At 60.1% G+C, this 18,507-nt stretch carries 17 protein-coding genes; 8 read left to right on the top strand and 9 right to left on the bottom strand.

Annotation, left to right across the window (positions count from 1 at the left end):
* Positions 1-6 precede the first annotated feature (6 nt).
* The gene (locus ASG55_RS22635) at positions 7-783 is read right to left on the bottom strand and encodes a ferredoxin--NADP reductase (protein WP_056790537.1); all 777 of its coding nucleotides are present in this window, start codon (positions 781-783) and stop codon (positions 7-9) included.
* A 313-nt stretch (positions 784-1,096) separates the two neighbouring features.
* Here ASG55_RS22635 and ASG55_RS22640 point away from each other — a divergent pair, with 313 nt between their 5' ends.
* Together ASG55_RS22640 and ASG55_RS22645 are read left to right on the top strand one after the other, a co-directional pair.
* A complete protein-coding gene (locus tag ASG55_RS22640; protein ID WP_056790540.1) occupies positions 1,097-1,807 on the top strand; it encodes an autoinducer binding domain-containing protein in 711 nt (236 codons plus the stop codon).
* A 174-nt stretch (positions 1,808-1,981) separates the two neighbouring features.
* Complete coding sequence (locus ASG55_RS22645; RefSeq protein ID WP_056790544.1) at positions 1,982-3,106, top strand: methyltransferase; 1,125 nt, start codon at positions 1,982-1,984, stop codon at positions 3,104-3,106.
* A 72-nt stretch (positions 3,107-3,178) separates the two neighbouring features.
* On the opposite strand, the gene ASG55_RS26575 is transcribed toward ASG55_RS22645, so the two are convergent.
* The 3 genes from ASG55_RS26575 to ASG55_RS22655 form a co-directional block, all read right to left on the bottom strand.
* On the bottom strand, positions 3,179-3,346 hold the full coding sequence (locus tag ASG55_RS26575) for a DUF2474 domain-containing protein (protein WP_016773090.1): 168 nt from the start codon (positions 3,344-3,346) through the stop codon (positions 3,179-3,181).
* Between the two features lie 85 nt (positions 3,347-3,431).
* Entirely contained in the window at positions 3,432-4,439 is a 1,008-nt protein-coding gene (gene cydB / locus ASG55_RS22650; protein WP_016773089.1) for a cytochrome d ubiquinol oxidase subunit II, read from the bottom strand.
* 3 nt (positions 4,440-4,442) lie between these two features.
* A complete protein-coding gene (locus ASG55_RS22655; RefSeq protein WP_024014409.1) occupies positions 4,443-5,888 on the bottom strand; it encodes a cytochrome ubiquinol oxidase subunit I in 1,446 nt (481 codons plus the stop codon).
* A 469-nt stretch (positions 5,889-6,357) separates the two neighbouring features.
* On the opposite strand from ASG55_RS22655, the gene ASG55_RS22660 reads away from it, so the two are divergent.
* Complete coding sequence (locus ASG55_RS22660; RefSeq protein WP_056790545.1) at positions 6,358-7,593, top strand: MFS transporter; 1,236 nt, start codon at positions 6,358-6,360, stop codon at positions 7,591-7,593.
* Positions 7,594-7,598: 5 nt separating this feature from the next.
* Here the strand turns inward: ASG55_RS22660 and ASG55_RS22665 are convergent, their stop codons facing one another.
* Entirely contained in the window at positions 7,599-8,150 is a 552-nt protein-coding gene (locus ASG55_RS22665) for a DJ-1 family glyoxalase III (RefSeq protein WP_056790548.1), read from the bottom strand.
* A gap of 67 nt (positions 8,151-8,217) precedes the next feature.
* Positions 8,218-8,664, bottom strand: a complete 447-nt coding sequence (locus ASG55_RS22670) for a DUF4879 domain-containing protein (RefSeq protein ID WP_056790550.1) — start codon at positions 8,662-8,664, stop codon at positions 8,218-8,220.
* 220 nt (positions 8,665-8,884) lie between these two features.
* Here ASG55_RS22670 and ASG55_RS22675 point away from each other — a divergent pair, with 220 nt between their 5' ends.
* From ASG55_RS22675 to ASG55_RS22690, 4 genes are all read left to right on the top strand, one after another.
* Complete coding sequence (locus tag ASG55_RS22675; RefSeq protein ID WP_016773083.1) at positions 8,885-10,180, top strand: NCS2 family permease; 1,296 nt, start codon at positions 8,885-8,887, stop codon at positions 10,178-10,180.
* Positions 10,177-11,256 (top strand): tRNA (uridine(54)-C5)-methyltransferase TrmA, encoded by a 1,080-nt coding sequence (gene trmA, locus ASG55_RS22680; RefSeq protein WP_056790553.1) that lies wholly within the window; start codon positions 10,177-10,179, stop codon positions 11,254-11,256. The genes ASG55_RS22675 and trmA overlap by 4 nt, the downstream gene beginning before the upstream one ends.
* A gap of 270 nt (positions 11,257-11,526) precedes the next feature.
* Positions 11,527-11,967, top strand: coding sequence for a type II 3-dehydroquinate dehydratase (aroQ, locus tag ASG55_RS22685; RefSeq protein ID WP_056790556.1), 441 nt, complete (start codon positions 11,527-11,529; stop codon positions 11,965-11,967).
* A gap of 5 nt (positions 11,968-11,972) precedes the next feature.
* A complete protein-coding gene (locus ASG55_RS22690; protein WP_056790559.1) occupies positions 11,973-12,827 on the top strand; it encodes a shikimate dehydrogenase in 855 nt (284 codons plus the stop codon).
* A 117-nt stretch (positions 12,828-12,944) separates the two neighbouring features.
* On the opposite strand, the gene ASG55_RS22695 is transcribed toward ASG55_RS22690, so the two are convergent.
* Positions 12,945-13,622 carry a TetR/AcrR family transcriptional regulator gene (locus ASG55_RS22695; protein WP_016773079.1) on the bottom strand — a complete coding sequence of 226 codons (678 nt, stop codon included), beginning with the start codon at positions 13,620-13,622 and terminating at the stop codon, positions 12,945-12,947.
* A 102-nt stretch (positions 13,623-13,724) separates the two neighbouring features.
* On the bottom strand, positions 13,725-15,626 hold the full coding sequence (gene quiC / locus ASG55_RS22700) for a 3-dehydroshikimate dehydratase QuiC (protein ID WP_056790562.1): 1,902 nt from the start codon (positions 15,624-15,626) through the stop codon (positions 13,725-13,727).
* A gap of 361 nt (positions 15,627-15,987) precedes the next feature.
* On the opposite strand from quiC, the gene ASG55_RS22705 reads away from it, so the two are divergent.
* Complete coding sequence (locus ASG55_RS22705; RefSeq protein WP_056790566.1) at positions 15,988-17,325, top strand: MFS transporter; 1,338 nt, start codon at positions 15,988-15,990, stop codon at positions 17,323-17,325.
* A 132-nt stretch (positions 17,326-17,457) separates the two neighbouring features.
* Here ASG55_RS22705 and ASG55_RS22710 read toward each other — a convergent pair whose 3' ends face one another.
* A complete protein-coding gene (locus ASG55_RS22710) occupies positions 17,458-18,336 on the bottom strand; it encodes a DMT family transporter (RefSeq protein ID WP_041477756.1) in 879 nt (292 codons plus the stop codon).
* Between the last annotated feature and the right edge of the window lie 171 nt (positions 18,337-18,507).

Genomic DNA, 18,507 nt, shown 5'->3' on the forward strand with positions numbered 1-18,507 from the left:
TTTCCGTTACCAGTAATTTTCCACCGCAACCTGCCCCGGCTTGCGCGTCAGGCTCAGGCGCATGTCGCGCTGCTTGAGCAAGGCGCGAGTGTCGTCGATCATCTGCGGGTTGCCGCACAACATCACACGCGAATGCTCTGGCGAGAGCTCAACGCCCGCCGCACGTTCCAGCTCGCCGTTTTCAATCAGCGTAGTAATCCGGCCCCGCAGCGCGCCTGGATGCGCTTCGCGGGTCACAGTGGGGATGAATTGCAGCTTGTGGGCGTATTCGCTCAGATAGTCCCGTTGCGCCAACCCGGCGATCAACTCCTGATAAGCCAGCTCCCGCGCCTCCCGCACGCTGTAAACCAGAATGATTCGCTCGAATTTCTCCCAGACCTCGAAGTCCTGCAGGATCGAAAGAAACGGTGCCACCCCGGTGCCGGTGGACAGTAACCACAGGTCTCGGCCATCGACAAAGCGATCCAGCGTCAGGTAGCCAAACGCCTGGCGTTCTACCATCAAGCTGTCGCCGACCTGGAGCCGGCTCAGCTCACTGGTGAATTCGCCGCCCGGCACGACGATGGAAAAGAACTCGAGAAACTCGTCGAACGGCGACGACACCATCGAATAGGCGCGCCAGACCGTGCTCCCATCGGCCTTGCTCACGCCCAGCCGGGCGAACTGGCCGGCACGGAAGCGAAAGCCGGGGTCGCGGCTGGTGCGCAGCGTGAACAGGTTCGGCGTCAACGGTTGCACATCGAGCAAGGTCTGGGTGGTGTACTTCTCGGTACTGGCAGTCATGAGGCGCTCCTTGAAACGATTGCCTACAGTGTCCCGCAAAACCGCGCTGCCAAACACCTGCCAACGGTAATGATATTGACAGAATCAGCGCTGCACATTCGATGTGATGTCAATGTTAGATCTAGAGTAATAACTTTAAGATGGCAGTTAAAATATAACAGCGCGTATTGCTAAGAACACTTTATAAAAAACATCAAAGTTTCAATCTCGAAAAAATGTAAGGCGTTTCGCAGGAAAGATCCTACACTTCGATTCGTGCCGGATCTTTTGGATCCATTCCGCACCCCGATATCAAGATACAGAGGCAAAGTTCATGGAAACGTGGAAGGAATCACAATTGAAACAACTGACATTTGCCAAAGGCATTGAAGCGGCGTACCCGATACTGCTGAGATTTGCCGAGAATCTGGGCTTTAACTACTGTGCAATAGCAGTGACGTCCCCTCATCGTGATGTCCACCTGAATGCCTTGCAGATCAATAACTACCCTAAAGAATGGAACATTCAGTACAACAAAGAGAACTTTCGCAATATTGATCCGGTAATAGCGCATTGCAATCACTCAATATTACCCATCGTCTGGGAAGAAAGAGTCTTCAACGATGCACCCGAGTTGTGGCAGGCGTTGAAACAGAATGGGCTGCAGCATGGCTGGTCGCAGGCCTTTCATGACGAAACCAGCGGTTTGTGCAGCATCATCAGTCTGGCTCGAAGCCACTGCCCGATCAGCCCGCTCGAACTGTATGAGCATTACGGTTATCTGTTTTTTGCCAACCGACACTTCAGTGACCTGTATGCCCGCACCGTTCCCACACCGGCCAAACCCAGCAAACCGAGGCTATCGTCCCGGGAACTGGAGATCATGAAATTGTCCGCCATGGGCAAGACCGCTCACGATATTTCGAGAATCCTCAGCCTGAGCGAACGCACCGTTAACTATCATGTGCAAAACGTCATCGAAAAATTCAACGTCTGCAACAAGATTTCCGCAGTGATTGCCGCCGCTCGTGCCGGGATTATCTGACTGACGAGCAATATCGCACGGTAATCCTGCGAGTATTTACGCGCAAAAAAACGTACCATTCAGGCCTTTCCGAGTGATGACGCAACCTGCTTGCATCGCAGTCCACTCGGTCGGATCCCGTCGCACCATCTGCCGGCAACGGGATATCTGCCGAATATCCTGAGTCCCCGCCCCATGCCCTTGCTCGAAACGCCTTTCGCCCAGCTCGACCTGATCCGCCAGCCTGAACAGCAGAATGAACCGCTGCAAGCCTTCGATGCGGCGGACGAATACCTGCTCAATCATCTCGCCAGCGAACAACCTCAGAGCAGCACCCGCGTGCTGGTGCTCAATGACAGCTTTGGCGCCTTGGCGATCAGCCTGCTGGGCAAGGTCGAGGTGAGCAGCAGCGGCGACTCGTTCCTCGGTTTCGTCGGGCTGGAAAAGAATCTGCTGCGCAATGGCCAGGCGTTCGACGCGATTCGTCCGGTTCCGGCCAGTGAGCCCTTGGTCGGGCCGTTTGACCGGGTGCTGATCCGCGTTCCCAAGACGCTGGCGCTATTGGAAGAGCAGTTGATCCGCCTGCAAGGGCAACTCGCTCCGGGCGCGCAAGTGATCGCCGCCGCCATGGTCAAGCATCTGCCGCGCGGCGCCGGCGATCTGCTCGAGCGCTACATTGGCCCGGTGCAGGCGTCGCTGGCCGTGAAGAAAGCCCGACTGCTGATCGCCACGCCTGAAACCAAAGCGCCCGCCACATCGCCCTACCCGACTCGCTATCGTCTCGACGAACCAGCGATCGAATTGCTCAACCACGCCAACGTGTTCTGCCGCGAAGGCCTCGACATCGGCACTCGCGCGTTTCTGCCGCATCTGCCGAAGAACCTTGGCCACGCGCGGGTCGCCGATCTCGGTTGCGGCAACGGTGTTCTGGCAATCGCCAGCGCCTTGCAGAACCCGGATGCGCATTACACGCTGGTCGACGAATCGTTCATGGCGGTGCAATCGGCTGCCGAGAACTGGCGCGCGGCATTGGGCGCTCGTGAAGTCACCGTGCGCGCTGGCGACGGTCTGGCCGGGCAGGCGCCGCAGTCGCTGGACGTGGTGCTGTGCAACCCACCGTTCCATCAGCAACAGGTGGTCGGCGATTTCCTCGCCTGGCGCATGTTCCAGCAGGCGCGCGAGGCACTGGTGGTCGGCGGTGCGCTGTACATCGTCGGCAATCGGCATCTGGGCTATCACAGCAAACTGGCGCGCCTGTTCCGCGGTGTCGAGCAAGTGGCGGCCACGCCGAAATTCGTCATCCTCAAAGCGCGCAAATAAATCTGCGGCATAAAAAAACCCTCCGTGAGGAGGGTCGCAAGTCCATACCCGAAGGCGCCGGGACGGGATATTTCAGTGGGTGGTCAAACCCGCGGCATTCATGAACATGCGCATCAGGCTGGCGGCGATGAACAACACGCCGACACTGCCAACCCAGATCAGGGCCAACCAGCCGAGCCGCTGCCACAGCGGCTTTTTTTCGGCTTCTTCAATGTCGTGCAGGGAATGTTTGCCGGTCATTGCATCGATCTCCGTTAAGCCAAGGCGTCACTGCGGACGCCTTCGCGAGCAGGCTCGCTCCCACAGGGCAAGCCCAGCAATTGGATTAGTGATAACCATCTTCGTGGGTGACCTTGCCGCGGAACACGTAGTAGCTCCAGAAGGTATAACCCAGGATGAACGGAATGATGAACAGCGTGCCGACCAGCATGAAGCCCTGACTTTGCGGCGGCGCGGCGGCGTCCCAGATCGAGATCGACGGCGGCACGATGTTCGGCCACAGGCTGATGCCCAAGCCACTGTAGCCGAGGAAGATCAGCACCAGGGTCAGCAGGAACGGCGTGTAGTTGGCGTTACGTGCCACCGCGCGGATCAGGCCGTACAAGGTGACCAGCACCAGAATCGGCACCGGCATGAACCAGAACAGATTCGGCATGCTGAACCAGCGTGAGGCGATTTCCGGATGCGACAGGGGTGTCCACAGGCTGACGATACCGATCACTGCCAGCAGGACGAACGCCAACGGCCGCGCCAGGTCATGCATCTGCTCCTGCAATTTGCCTTCGGTTTTCATGATCAGCCAGGTGCAACCGAGCAAGGCATAAGCCACTACCAGCGCCGCGCCGCAAAACAGCGTGAACGGTGTCAGCCAGTCCAGTGAACCTCCAGCGAACTGGCGATTGACCACCGGCAGACCATCGATGAACGCTCCCAGCGCCACGCCCTGAAAGAACGTCGCCGCGATCGAACCACCGATGAATGCCTTGTCCCACAGGTGACGTTTTTCATCCTTGGCCTTGAAGCGGAACTCGAAGGCCACACCGCGAAAGATCAGGCCCATGAGCATGAAGATCAGCGGCAGGTACAGCGCCGACAACACCACCGAATAGGCCAGCGGGAAGGCGCCGAACAACGCCGCGCCACCCAGCACCAGCCAGGTTTCGTTGCCGTCCCACACAGGGGCGACGGTGTTCATCATCACGTCGCGATCGGTCTTGCCGGGCACGAACGGGAAGAGAATGCCGATGCCCAGGTCGAAGCCGTCCATGACCACGTACATCATGATGCCGAAGATGATGATCACGGCCCAGATCAGCGGAAGATCGATACCCATGAGTCAAATCTCCTTGGTCAAGCGAGTGTTGTCTTCGTGCTCGCCCTCGGCCGGATCGTCGGCTGCGGACAACGGACGCGCCGGGGTGCGTTTCTTGCCTGGACCACCGTCCGGCGTTTCACTGCCTTCGCTGATCTTCGGCCCTTTGCGCACCAGGCGCATCATGTAGCCGAGCCCCGCGCCGAACAGCGCGAAATACACCACTACGAACATGATCAGGGTGATGCTCATCTGCATGAAGCTGTGGTTGGACGAAGCATCTGCGGTGCGCATCAGGCCATAGACCACCCACGGTTGACGGCCGATTTCCGTGGTGAACCAGCCGGCAAGAATTGCGATCAGGCCGGACGGCCCCATCCACAACGCCAGATGCAGGAACGGCCGCGAGGTATACAGCGAATCGCGTTTGCGCAGCCACAGACTCCACAAACCGGTGAAGATCATCAGGAAACCGAGACCGACCATGATCCGGAAGGACCAGAACACGATGGTCGAATTCGGCCGGTCTTCCGGTGGAAATTCCTTCAGCGCCGGTACTTGTTTATCCAGCGAGTGGGTCAGAATCAGGCTGCCGAGGTATGGAATCTCTACGGCGAACTTGGTGCGTTCCTCTTTCATGTCCGGCCAGCCGAACAGGATCAGCGGCGTCGCTTCGTCGCCATGGTTTTCCCAGTGGCCTTCGATCGCAGCGATTTTTGCCGGCTGATGCTTGAGCGTATTGAGGCCGTGGAAGTCGCCGATCACCGCTTGAATCGGCGCGACGATCAATGCCATCCACATGGCCATCGACAGCATGGTGCGGATCGCCGGGTTGTCCCTGCCGCGCAGCAGGTGCCAGGCCGCCGACGAGCCGACGAAGAACGCCGTGGCGACGAACGCCGCCGTGGCCATGTGCATCAGCCGGTAAGGGAATGACGGGTTGAAGATGATTGCCAGCCAGTCGGTGGGGATGACCTGACCGTTGACGATTTCAAAGCCTTGCGGGGTCTGCATCCAGCTGTTGGAGGCGAGAATCCAGAAGGTCGAAATCAGCGTGCCGATCGCTACCATCACCGTCGAGAAGAAGTGCAGGCCGCGCCCGACCTTGTTCCAGCCGAACAGCATCACGCCAAGGAAACCGGCCTCAAGGAAGAACGCCGTAAGCACTTCATAGGTCAGCAACGGCCCGGTGACGGCACCGGCGAAGTCGGAAAAACGACTCCAGTTGGTGCCGAACTGATAAGCCATGACCAGCCCGGAAACCACGCCCATGCCGAAGTTGACGGCAAAAATCTTCGACCAGAAATGGTAGAGATCGCGGTAGGTGTCGTTGCGGGTCTTCAGCCACAAGCCTTCGAGCACCGCCAGATAACTCGCCAGGCCAATCGTGATGGCCGGGAACAGAATGTGGAACGAGATGGTGAACGCGAACTGAATTCGGGCGAGATCCAGAGCCTCTAAACCGAACATATGGCTTCCTCTGTCAGGTAATACGGGTAGCTGGCCCGGAGGCCTGCACCACTGCCCCCACGGATATGGAGTGCGGCGAATTCGGATTCGTTCTTTTTTTGCAACCATCGCAACGCAGGGAGTCTGGCCAAATGGCCGCCAGATCAGTTCCGGTCGGGGTCTTGATCTGGATCAAGCAACGTTGAAAGAGTAGTCCCATTTTTACCAATGAACTGCGTGGTGGTTTGCCGCGTGACAAGTTGCCTCACTCCCCCGTGGCGAGGGGATTTATCCCCGTTCGGCTGCGCAGCAGTCGTCGCTTCCAGCTTTTGGGGCCGCTGCGCGACCCAACGGGGATAAATCCCCTCACCACAGGGTTGATTGTCAGCATGAACGATCGATGTCTGGCTAACTGAATTGTTTCTCGTAGCAACTTCCTGTTACAGACTGGTGATAATCTCGCCGTTCACTCGCCCAAGACTGCCTTCAGATGCCCATTCAAGAGCCCCTGCTGTTACGTCACCATCGTCCGTTCATGGCTTTTTGGCTGGCGCGGATTTTCACCGCCAGCGGTTTCCAGATGCTCACCGTGGCGATCGGCTGGAATCTGTATCAACTGACCGGCAACGTGCTGGATCTGGGCCTGGTCGGGCTGGTCGAATTCGCCCCGCGCGTGCTGTTCATGCTGCACACCGGACACGTTGCCGATCGCTATGATCGGCGCAAGGTCGCCGCACTCTGCCAGTCATTGCAGGCATTGATTGCCTTGGCGCTGGCCATCGGCAGCGCCACCGATCACGTCACCCGCGAGATGATTTTCATCCTCGCCTTTCTGCTCGGCGCCGCCCGTTCGTTCGAGATGCCGACGACTCAGGCCTTGCTGCCCAGCATCGTCCCCAGTGCGCTTTTCCCCCGTGCGGTTGCCGCCGCGCAATCGGCGCAGCAGTCGGCCACTATCGTCGCTCCGGCTCTTGGCGGTTTGCTCTATGCGTTCGGCAGCGTCTGGGTCTACGGCCCGACCGTGCTGCTGTACGTGATCGCCTGCACGCTGATGCTCAACCTGCCGGCACGCCAGACGCCATTGAATAAAGGCAAAGCCACGCTGGACTCGCTGCTGGCGGGAATTCGCTTCATCCGCAGCCGCCCGGACATCCTCGGTGCGATCTCGCTGGACCTGTTCGCCGTGTTGCTCGGCGGCGCCACGGCGTTGCTGCCGGTGTTCGCCAAGGACATTCTGCTGACCGGCCCGTGGGGCCTTGGCCTGTTGCGCTCGGCGCCGGCGGTGGGTGCGTTGCTGATGTCACTGTTCCTGGCGCGATTTGCCGTGGAGCGCAATGTTGGCCGGGTGATGTTCACCGCCGTCGGCATCTTCGGCGTCGCCACTATCGCGTTTGGTTTGTCGACCTCGTTCTGGTTCTCCCTGGCGGTGCTGGTGGTGCTCGGCGCAGCGGACATGATCAGCATGGTCATCCGTGCCTCATTCGTACAACTGGAAACCCCCGACGAAATGCGCGGCCGGGTCAGTGCGGTCAACGGCCTGTTCATCGGCGCATCCAACCAGTTGGGCGAATTCGAATCCGGCCTCACCGCCCACTGGTTCGGCACCGTGCCGGCCGTGGTCATGGGCGGGATCGGCACGCTGGTGGTGACGGGGACGTGGATCAAACTGTTTCCGACGTTGGCGAATCGGGATCGGATGCATGTACCGGTGGAAGAGAAGGCCTGAATCCGTCAGGCCATCAACTCCCCCGCCACCCTCGCCCGCAACGCCTTGCCACCAAGTTGCTCGACCAAGGTCAAGGCAAACTCCAGCGCCGGTCCCGAGCCTTGGGCGGTGATGCAGTTGCCGTCGACTACCACCGCTTGATCAACAAACGTACAGCCTGATAGTTGATGGCTGGCGCCGGGCAGGCAGGTCATGCGTCGCTGGCGCAGCACGCCTGATGCTTGCAGGGCGACAGCCGGAGCTTCGCCGATGGCGGCGAACAGGCGGCCGGCGCTGGCTTGGTCCTTGAGCAATTGCTGCAAGGGTTGATGCGCCGCCAGATGCCGGGAACCGACGGCACCGCCCGGCAGGACAATGAGGTCAAAAGTCTGTGCCAGTACATCGACGAGCATGCCGTCGGCAGTCAGCCGGGTGCCGCGCGCGCAGGTCAGCATGCGTCGGCCTTCGATGCTGGCGGCGACCACTTCGATGCCGGCGCGGCGCAGCACGTCGATCAGGGTCACGCTTTGCAAATCGTCGATGCCCTCGGCGAGGGCAATCAGGGCTCTGGAAGTCATGGGCGCTTTCCGCTGGATAGTCAGTCAAGCGTAGTCAGCTTTGTCCCAGCCTGTGCGCAGACAGCCGTTACTTGATGTAAAGCTGAGTCGAAAGCGTGTTGCGCGGGGCGTTGATCGAGGTGTTGCTGAAGTTGAAGGTGCCTTGCTGTTTGCCGGCCAGATCGAAGGTATAAAGAGAACCGACGGTTTTGCTGCCAGGGGTGCATTCAGTGAGATTGCCATTATCGAAGGCGCACACCGGACCTCGGGTGCCGTTGACCTCGAAGCCATCCAAAGTCACGTGCGGCTGGTTCTGGCCATAGCCGACTTCCAGCACATAGACCTTGATATTCGGCCCGCTGTGATCGCACTGGGTTTGCGGCTGGTTATCGGCGATATCTTCCAGACCGCAGGATGGCGATTGCACTTTGATCACCTTCACCTCGGTCAACGGCGGCGCCGATGCCGCGAACGCCGGAGCTGTCAGCAGCAGTGCTGCAATCCATCCGAAAATCCTGATCCAACCGTTGCGCATGCCTGCCCACTCCAAAAAATCAGCGCGCAGTATGGCGCAGTTGTTGGCTGCGCAAAACTTCGCCGACGATCGACACCAACATCCGCCAAATTCCTCACGCGGCTGGTATGATGCGCGGCTTTTTCCGGCCCACGACAATTTTCCAGGCGCTTGCGACGGTCTGTGCTTTGCTGTTGAGGTCGATACATTCACGGCGCCACGCGCGCCACGGGGAGCAGACATGCTGGAAAGGCTGTTTCAACTCAAGGCACACAACACCAACGTGCGCACCGAAATTCTTGCGGGCGTCACGACTTTCCTGGCCATGGCTTACATTCTGTTCGTCAACCCGAGCATCCTCGGCGAGACCGGCATGGACAAAGGCGCGATCTTTGTCGCCACCTGTCTGGCGGCTGCAATCGGCTCGACCGTGATGGGCCTGATCGCCAACTACCCGATCGCCCTCGCTCCGGGCATGGGCCTGAACGCCTTCTTTACCTACACCGTGGTGCTGCACATGGGCCACACCTGGCAGGTGGCGCTGGGTGCGGTGTTCATTTCCGCCGTGCTGTTCTTTCTGCTGTCGATCTTCCGCATCCGTGAATGGATCATCAACGCCATTCCGCTGCCACTGCGCTCGGCGATTGCCGCCGGTATCGGCCTGTTCCTGGCACTGATCGCCCTGCACAATGCCGGCATCGTGGTCAGCAACCCGGCGACCATGGTCGGCCTCGGCGATCTGACCAAACCGGCGCCGATTCTGGCCACCGTCGGCTTTGCCGTGATCGTCGCCCTCGAAGCGCTGAAAGTGCGTGGCGCGGTGCTGATCGGCATTCTCGCCGTAACCATCGCCTCGATCGTACTGAACGTCACCGAGTTCGGCGGCATCATGTCAATGCCGCCGTCGCTGGCGCCAACCTTCCTGCAACTGGACATCAAAGGCGCACTGGACATCGGTCTGGTCAGCGTGATTTTCGCCTTCCTGTTCGTCGACCTGTTCGACAACTCCGGGACCCTGATCGGCGTCGCCAAGCGCGCCGGCCTGATGGGCAAGGACGGCCACATGCCGAAAATGGGCCGCGCGCTGATCGCCGACAGTACTGCGGCCATGGCCGGCTCGCTGCTGGGTACTTCGACCACGACCAGTTACATCGAATCCGCTGCCGGCGTCAGTGCCGGTGGCCGCACGGGCCTGACCGCCATCGTCGTGGCAATCCTGTTCCTGCTGGCGCTGTTCTTCTCGCCCCTGGCGGCCAGCGTTCCGGCGTTCGCCACTGCGCCAGCGCTGCTGTTCGTCGCCGTGCTGATGACTTCCGGCCTGGCGGAAATAGACTGGGACGACATCACCGTGGCTGCGCCGGTTGTGGTTACCGCGCTGGCCATGCCGTTCACCTATTCGATCGCCAACGGTATCGCCTTCGGCTTCATCGCCTGGACCGCCATCAAGCTGCTGTCCGGCCGTGCCCGTGAGCTGAACCCGGCACTGGTGATTCTGTCGATTCTGTTTGTGATCAAGTTGGGTTGGTTCAACGCATGAGTTTCGATTCCCAAGCCTACGCCGAACAACTCGAAGCCAAGGTCACGCGTTTGCGTGATCTGCTGGCACCGTTCGATGCACCTGCGCCGACGGTGTTTGATTCGCCTCTGCAGAACTTTCGCCTGCGCGCCGAATTCCGCCTCTGGCGCGAGGGCGGCGAACGCCACTACGCGATGTTCTCTCAGGACGACAAACGCACGCCGATCCTTATCGAAGAATTCCCGATTGCCAGCCTGCGCATCAACCAGTTGATGCCGCAGTTGAAGGCCGCGTGGCAAGCCAGTTCGGCGCTGAGCCACAAGCTGTTCCAGGTCGAATTCCTGACCACGCTGGCCGGCGACGCGATGATCACCCTGTGCTATCACCGCCCGCTGGACGAGCACTGGCATGCGGCAGCAACGAAGCTGTCGGCCGATCTCGGCGTGAGCATCATCGGCCGCTCCAAGGGCAAGCGCGAAGTGCTCGGTCAGGACTATGTCGTCGAGAAACTCGAAGTCGCCGGCCGCACCTTCAGCTATCGCCAGCCCGAAGGCGCGTTCACCCAGCCCAACGGCACGGTGAACCAGAAGATGCTCAATTGGGCATACGAAGCCTTGGGCGATCGCAGCGACGATCTGCTCGAGTTGTACTGCGGCAACGGCAACTTCACCCTGCCGCTGGCGACTCGCGTGCGCAAAGTGCTCGCTACCGAAATCAGCAAGACTTCGGTCAACGCGGCCCTGAGCAATCTCAGCGAAAACTCTGTGGATAACGTCACGCTGGTGCGTTTGTCCGCCGAGGAGCTGACCGAAGCGCTCAACGAAGTGCGCCCGTTCCGCCGCCTGCACGGCATCGATCTGAAGAGCTACGAATTCGGCAGCGTCTTCGTCGACCCGCCACGCGCCGGCATGGACCCGGACACCTGCGAGCTGACACGACGCTTCGACAATATCCTCTACATCTCCTGCAACCCTGACACCCTCGCGGCCAACATCGCCCAGCTGCATGACACCCACCGCATTACCAAGTGCGCATTGTTCGACCAGTTCCCGTGGACCCATCACATGGAATCCGGTGTGCTGCTGACCCGACGCTAATCGCGGGTAGTTGGTACGAGAAAGCCGTCGTGATTGACGGCTTTTTTGTGGGTGCTCTAAAAGATCGCAGCCTTCGGCAGCTCCTACATGTGGAACGCGGTTATCTGTAGGAGCTGCCGAAGGCTGCGATCTTTTGATCTGTGCGATCACCGAACATAAAACGCCCAGGTCATTTCTGTTCAATTGACCGATGTAACCATCTAGTACATTTTATCTCCACAGGCCGGAACCTCTCGGCCCATGCCAAAAACAATAAGTGGAGTTGCCCCCATGTCCCCTATCGTTCTGGTGCTTAACGGCCCGAACCTGAACCTGCTCGGCACCCGCGAGCCGGCGACTTATGGTCATGAAACCCTGGCCGATATTTCTGCACTGTGTGGTCGCGCGGCTGACGAGTTCGGCCTGACCGTGGAATTTCGCCAGACCAATCATGAAGGCGAGCTGCTCGACTGGATTCACGCCGCGCGTGGTCGTTGTGCCGGGATCGTGATCAATCCGGCGGCGTGGACGCATACGTCCGTGGCGATTCGCGATGCACTGGTCGCCAGTGAATTGCCGGTGATCGAGGTGCATCTGTCCAACGTCCACGCCCGTGAGCCGTTTCGTCATCATTCGTTTGTTTCCGGCATCGCCACGGCGGTGATGTGCGGGTTCGGCAGCCATGGCTACCGCCTGGCGCTGGAGCATTTCGGTCAGCGGTTGCAGAGGTAAGAACCATGTCGCGTTCCAAGGTGATACTCGCCGGGCTGATCGGCGCCGGGATTCAGGCTTCACGTACACCGGCACTGCATGAGCACGAAGGCGATGCGCAGGGCCTGCGTTATCTGTACCAGCTCATCGACCTCGATCAATTGCACCTCGACAGCACGGCCCTGCACGACCTGCTGCAAGCGGCGGAGCGGATGAATTACACCGGACTGAACATCACTTTCCCGTGCAAACAGGCGGTCATCCCGCTGCTCGACGAATTGTCCCCGGAAGCACGCGGTATCGGCGCGGTCAACACCGTGGTGCTGAAGGACGGCAAGCGTGTCGGCCACAACACCGATTGCCTCGGTTTCGCCGAGGGTTTTCGCCGAGGTCTGCCGGACGCTGCCCTAGAACGTGTAGTCCAGATGGGCGCCGGTGGGGCTGGAGCGGCGGTGGCCCACGCGCTGCTCAGCGAAGGCGTACGGCAATTGACGATTTTTGATGTCGACCGCGAGCGTGCCGAGAGCCTGGCGAACAATCTGAATCAACATTTTGGCGCCGGTCGCGCGCAGGCGGGACGGGATTTGCCCGGGGCGCTGGCGCAGGCCGATGGCCTGGTCAACACCACGCCGATGGGCATGGCCAAGCTGCCGGGTTCACCGGTGCCGGCCGGCTTGCTACGCAAGGCAATGTGGGTCGCGGAAATTGTGTATTTCCCGCTGGAAACCGAGCTGCTGCGCGATGCCCGCGCCTTGGGTTGCCGCACCCTGGATGGCGGCAACATGGCGGTGTTTCAGGCGGTGAAGGCGTTTGAACTGTTCAGCGGCGTGGTGCCGGATGCGCAGCGCATGCTCGAGCATTTTCAGAGCATGAATGGCTGAACAACAGGGTAACTCTGTGGGAGCGAGCCTGCTCGCGAAGGCGTCGATTCAGTCAACGAACAGGGCGACTGACACATCGCTTTCGCGAGCGGGCTCGCTCTCACAGGGGGGATCGAGTCAGGCCTTCAGGTAGCGCAACACCGATTCGCAGATCATCTCGCGGTGGCGCTGCTTGATGGTTTCGTCCGGCAGGTCGATCTGGAAGATTTCTCCCAGCGTGTGGCGGTTCGACACGCGATAGAAGCAGAACGAACTGATCAGCAGGTGCACGTCCAGCGCATCGATGCCACGCCGGAACAAACCTTCGTCCGCGCCTCGTTGCAGAATCCCGCCCAAGGTGTCGAGGATCGTGTTGTTCAGCGCCTTGATCGCATCGGAACGCTTTACGTACTCGGCGTTGTGGATGTTTTCGATGCTGACGATGCGCACGAAATCGACGTTGTGGTCATGGTGATCGAAGGTGAATTCCACCAACCGACGGATCGCCAGCTCGGGCGGCAGCTCGTCCAGGTGCAGGCGGTTTTCCGTGCTGCGAATATCGCCGTAAAGCTTCTCCAGCACCTCGACGTACAACTGCTCCTTGCTGCCGAAGTAGTAATAGATCATGCGCTTGGAGGTGTGGATGCGCTCGGCGATCGCGTCGACGCGGGCGCCGGACAAGCCCTGCTGGACGAACTCGACGATCGCCTCCTGGAGAATGTTTTCGCGGGTCTTTTCCGGGTTGTTCTTGCGACTCTTGCGCGGCACTGCGTCGGACTCGACAGCAGCGGCGGAAAGTTCTGAATTCATGGTCATCGCGGGCTCACGGCCATCACTGCACAAGCTGGCGATTATGGGCCGCGCGGGACAGTGAAGGAAGCCGCGCAGCCGGTGTTTAATCCCGCGTTTACGAATTCCCTACAACTTCGCCTGACGCACCGCACCGCTGCGGGATTTGGCCATCGCCGCCAGCCGCACCGCAACGTTGGCCGCGCCGTAGCCGGCATAGCCATTCTTGCGCTGGATGATCTCGAAGAAGAAACGCCCCTCGAACGGCTCGGTGTAGACGTGAAACAACTCGCCGCCCTGGGCGTCACGGTCGTAGAGCACGTTGTAATAGGCCAGCTCGCTGAGAAACTCATCGTCGAAATCGAAACGCGCCGCGAGGTCGTCGTAGTAATTCAGCGGGATGTCCAGCAGCGGCACACCGGCCTCTTTGGCGCGACTGACCTGGGCGAAGATGTCGTCACAATCGAAGGCGATGTGATGCACGCCGGAGCCGCGATAACTCGACAGCGCATGCGAAATGGCAGTGTTGCGGTTCTCGGAAATGTTCAGCGGCAGCCGGATCGAGCTGTCGCGGCTACGCAGTGCGCGGCTCTTCACCAGACCGTACGGATCGGGCAGCACCACTTCGTCGTCGGCTTCGAAATCCAGCAGGCTTTTGTAAAACAGCACCCAACTGTCGAGGCTGTCCGCCGGCAGTGCCATGGCCATGTGATCGATACGCTTGAGGCCGCCGCCGGTCTGCGCGTCCGGCAACAGATTGAAATCGGTGCCGTACACGTCGGCGTCCTCATCGACCAGATAAATCAGGCTGCCGTCCGGTGCGCGCACCGCCGCCAGCTCCAGTTCATTCGGCCCGACCAGGCCGCGATAGGGCTGCCCCTTGTAAGCGACCGCGCGGGCCAGCGCACTGGCGCTGTCCTTGACCCGCACCGCCGTGGCGCACAGCGACGGGCCGTGGGCTTCGAAAAAGCTGTGGGCGAAGGAATACGGCTCGGAGTTGAGGATCAGGTTGATATCGCCCTGACGCAGCAGGCTGACACTCTTGGAGCGATGCTGCCCGGCCTTGGCGAAACCGAGGCGTTGCAGCCAGTGACTGAGCTTCGCGCCCAGCGCTTCGTCGACGGCAAATTCGAGAAATTCCACGCCGTTGTATTCGCTGGCCGGCGGCGTTTCGAAAAGAATCTCACGGTTGGCCACCGGCGCCGCTTCCTGCTCAAGACGCTGACGGGTCTTCTCTTCCAGATACAGCAGCGAACGCAAACCATCGGCGGCGTTGGCTCGCGGGGGCGCGGCGCGAAAGCCGTCGTTAAAGATTTCCAGCGACAGCGGCCCGGTATAACCACTCTTGATGATCGGCGCGAGGAAACCCGGCAGATCGAATTCGCCCTGCCCCGGGAAACAGCGGAAATGCCGACTCCACTCCAGCACATCCATGGCCAGGATCGGCGCGTCGGCCATTTGCACGAAGAAGATCTTGTCGCCGGGAATGTCGGCGATCGCGCTGGGATCGCCCTTCAGCGACAGGGTATGGAAGCTGTCGAGCAGCACGCCGAGGTTGGAGTGATCAGCCTGACGGACGATGTCCCAGACCTGTTGATAAGTATTGACGTGACGGCCCCACGCCAGCGCTTCGTAACCGATGCGCAAGCCACGGGCGCCGGCGCGTTCGGCCAACAGGCGCAAATCATCGACGAGGATTTGTTGATCGCCGACACTGTCCGGCGAGGCGTTGCTGCAGACCAGCACCAGGTCGGTGCCAAGTTCCTGCATCAGATCGAACTTGCGCTCGGCACGCTCAAGGTTGCGCGCCAGGCGATCGCGGCGGCAACCTTCGAAGTCACGGAACGGCTGAAACAGGGTGATGGCGATCCCCAGATCGGCGCACATCTGTTTAATTTCCCGGGGACTGCCGTCGTAGTACAGGAGGTCGTTTTCGAAAATCTCCACGCCGTCGAACCCGGCGGCGGCAATGGCTTCGAGTTTTTCCGGCAGGGTGCCGCTCAAGGAAACGGTGGCAATGGAACGCTGCATGTTTCAACTCCCGGACTGCGCCGCTTTATCTTTACTGTAGGAGCTGCCGAAGGCTGCGATCGTTTGATCTTGATTACCAAAACAGCAAAATCAAAAGATCGCAGCCTTCGGCAGCTCCTACCGGGGAATGGGTTTTTATAGTGAGGGAAATTATTGGCTGCATCCCTGCGCGCAGCAATTTAAAGTGTACTACCCGGTTAGTTTTGCGTGCGATTATCGAACACTAAGGCGATTTGGCGAATTGACGATTTTTTGTTCACTGCCCAACATCGGTTGCACATCGAGTCCGGCCACTAACCACCGGGCAAGGTGTTCGACAGAAAAGAACACCAAATAACAAATCCAAAAACGGGTGGAACACATGATTCCTTCACAGACTTCCCGCATGGCTCCGGCCATGAGCACTGCCACGGGTGGCATAGGCGACAAGATCCGCGGCGCCATGGCTGTCGGCAAGACCCGTTGGGGCATGCTGGCGCTGGTGTTTTTCGCCACCACCCTCAACTACATCGACCGCGCCGCCCTCGGCGTCATGCAGCCGATCCTCGCCAAGGAAATGAGCTGGACGGCGATGGACTACGCCAACATCAACTTCTGGTTTCAGGTCGGCTACGCGATCGGGTTTGTCCTGCAGGGACGCCTGATCGACCGGGTCGGCGTCAAGCGCGTGTTCTTCTGCGCCGTACTGCTCTGGAGCCTGGCCACTGGCGCCCATGGCCTGGCGACCTCGGCAGTCGGCTTCATGGTCTGCCGCTTCATCCTCGGCCTGACGGAAGCGGCCAACTACCCGGCCTGTGTGAAAACCACGCGCCTGTGGTTCCCGGCCGGTGAACGCGCTGTCGCTACCGGCATCTTCAACGCCGGCACCAACGTCGGCGCGATGTTCACGCCGATGCTGCTGCCACTGGTCCTGCATGTGTGGGGCTGGCAAGCGGCGTTCCTGTGCATGGCGGCACTCGGCGGCATCTGGCTGCTGTTCTGGGGCTTGAAGTATTTCAATCCGGAAGACCATCCGACGGTGAAACAGTCGGAGCTCGATTACATCCAGCAGCAAGTCGAACCGGAACAGGCCCGCGTGCCGTTCAGCAAGATCCTGCGCATGCGCGGCACTTGGGCCTTCGCCCTCGCCTACTCGCTGACCGCGCCGGTGTTCTGGTTCTATCTGTACTGGCTGCCGCCGTTTCTCAATCAGCAATACAACCTCGGCATCAACGTGACGCAGATGGGTATTCCGCTGATCATCATCTACGTCACGGCTGACTTCGGCAGTGTCGGCGGCGGGATTCTGTCCTCGTTCCTGATCGGTCGCGGGATGAACTCGATCAAGGCGCGGCTGCTGTCGATGTTGCTGTTTGCCTGCTGCATCATCGGCGTGGTCATGGCCGCCGGCTCGGCGAATCTGTGGGTGGCGGTGGCGGCGATCTCGCTGGCGATCGGCGCGCATCAGGCCTGGACTGCGAACATCTGGAGCCTGGTGATGGACTACACGCCCAAGCACATGATGAGCACGGTGTTCGGCTTCGGCGGCATGTGCGCGGCGATCGGCGGGATGTTCATGACCCAGATCGTCGGCCACATCCTCACCGTTACCAACAACAACTACACGGTGCTGTTCACGCTGATCCCTGCAATGTACTTCCTCGCACTGACGTGGATGTACTTCATGGCACCGCGCAAGATTCCGACCATTACCGAATAACCTGCCTGCATACATCCCATTGTGGGAGCGAGCCTGCTCGCGAAGGCGTCAAGTCAGCCACTGAACAGGGTGACTGACACACCGCTTTCGCGAGCAGGCTCGCTCCCACAAGTTGTACCGGGATTCCGCTCTTCAGCGCCGGCTCTGCTGCCACGCCGCCGCCAATCCGCTGCAACAGATCACCGCAATACCGATCACCGTCAACCCGCTCGGTGTGTGATTGAACAGCAGCCAGCCCAACAACCCGGCAAAGACGATCTGGCAATAGCCGAACGGCGCCAGCAAGGCTGGTGCTGCGTGACGGAAGGCCTGAGTCAGGAACAGATGCGCCGTCATCCCGCAACTGCCCAGCGCCAGCATCAGCGCGGCATGAGGCAACGTCGGCACCTGCCAGAAGAACGGCACCAGCGCGCTCATCACCAGGGTATTGCACAGCCCGGCGAAGAAGTTGCTGGTGGTCGGGCTGTCCACTTCGGCAAGTTTGCGCGTCAGCAGCTGGTAGAAGCAGAAGAACAGCGCCGAGCAGAACGGCAGCAGGATTGCCGGGGTGAACAGTTCGCCGCCCGGGTGGACGATGATCAGCACGCCGATGAAGCCGCAGATCACCGCGATCCACTGTCCGCGCGTCACCCGTTCCTTGAGCAGCGGCACCGATAACGCCGTCACCAATACCGGTGCGAGAAAGTTGACCGCGGTGGCTTCCGCCAGCGGGATGTACAGCAGCGCCGTGGTGAAAAACAGGCTGGTGCCGAGCAGACACAGGGCACGGGCGAGCTGCCATAACGGTTTCTTGGTGCGCAGCACGCGCAAACCGGACTGCGGCAGGAAAATCCCCGCCATCAACAAGGTGTGCACCACATAGCGCGCCCACACCACCATCACGATCGGATAAAAACCGGAGAGGTATTTCGACAAGGCGTCGTGGCTGGAAAACAGGAACGTCGCCACGACAATCAGCAGAATCCCCTTGAAGGGCTGGTTGACACCGGAGAGCGGGGTGCTGACGGTCATTGGCAATCTCTGAAAAAAAATCCGGGCGAGCGTGCGCGCTGGCGGCAATCGTTGTGGCAATCATAGTCGGCTGAGCTTTCAGCAACCGCACAGGTTGCACTCTTCTTCGCCGGGAAACCGCCGCCAGGCAAAACCTTGAGGCAAGATTCCCGCCACTTCGGCGTCCGGCCA

Source organism: Pseudomonas sp. Leaf434 (assembly GCF_001425545.1).
Taxonomy (GTDB): Bacteria; Pseudomonadota; Gammaproteobacteria; order Pseudomonadales; family Pseudomonadaceae; genus Aquipseudomonas; species Aquipseudomonas siliginis.

Coding starts and splice junctions, on each gene's coding strand:
- ASG55_RS22635 (WP_056790537.1), bottom strand. CDS start 783: ATGACTGCCAGTACCGAGAAGTACACCACCCAGACCTTGCTCGATGTG.
- ASG55_RS22640 (WP_056790540.1), top strand. CDS start 1,097: ATGGAAACGTGGAAGGAATCACAATTGAAACAACTGACATTTGCCAAA.
- ASG55_RS22645 (WP_056790544.1), top strand. CDS start 1,982: ATGCCCTTGCTCGAAACGCCTTTCGCCCAGCTCGACCTGATCCGCCAG.
- ASG55_RS26575 (WP_016773090.1), bottom strand. CDS start 3,346: ATGACCGGCAAACATTCCCTGCACGACATTGAAGAAGCCGAAAAAAAG.
- cydB (WP_016773089.1), bottom strand. CDS start 4,439: ATGGGTATCGATCTTCCGCTGATCTGGGCCGTGATCATCATCTTCGGC.
- ASG55_RS22655 (WP_024014409.1), bottom strand. CDS start 5,888: ATGTTCGGTTTAGAGGCTCTGGATCTCGCCCGAATTCAGTTCGCGTTC.
- ASG55_RS22660 (WP_056790545.1), top strand. CDS start 6,358: ATGCCCATTCAAGAGCCCCTGCTGTTACGTCACCATCGTCCGTTCATG.
- ASG55_RS22665 (WP_056790548.1), bottom strand. CDS start 8,150: ATGACTTCCAGAGCCCTGATTGCCCTCGCCGAGGGCATCGACGATTTG.
- ASG55_RS22670 (WP_056790550.1), bottom strand. CDS start 8,664: ATGCGCAACGGTTGGATCAGGATTTTCGGATGGATTGCAGCACTGCTG.
- ASG55_RS22675 (WP_016773083.1), top strand. CDS start 8,885: ATGCTGGAAAGGCTGTTTCAACTCAAGGCACACAACACCAACGTGCGC.
- trmA (WP_056790553.1), top strand. CDS start 10,177: ATGAGTTTCGATTCCCAAGCCTACGCCGAACAACTCGAAGCCAAGGTC.
- aroQ (WP_056790556.1), top strand. CDS start 11,527: ATGTCCCCTATCGTTCTGGTGCTTAACGGCCCGAACCTGAACCTGCTC.
- ASG55_RS22690 (WP_056790559.1), top strand. CDS start 11,973: ATGTCGCGTTCCAAGGTGATACTCGCCGGGCTGATCGGCGCCGGGATT.
- ASG55_RS22695 (WP_016773079.1), bottom strand. CDS start 13,622: ATGACCATGAATTCAGAACTTTCCGCCGCTGCTGTCGAGTCCGACGCA.
- quiC (WP_056790562.1), bottom strand. CDS start 15,626: ATGCAGCGTTCCATTGCCACCGTTTCCTTGAGCGGCACCCTGCCGGAA.
- ASG55_RS22705 (WP_056790566.1), top strand. CDS start 15,988: ATGATTCCTTCACAGACTTCCCGCATGGCTCCGGCCATGAGCACTGCC.
- ASG55_RS22710 (WP_041477756.1), bottom strand. CDS start 18,336: ATGACCGTCAGCACCCCGCTCTCCGGTGTCAACCAGCCCTTCAAGGGG.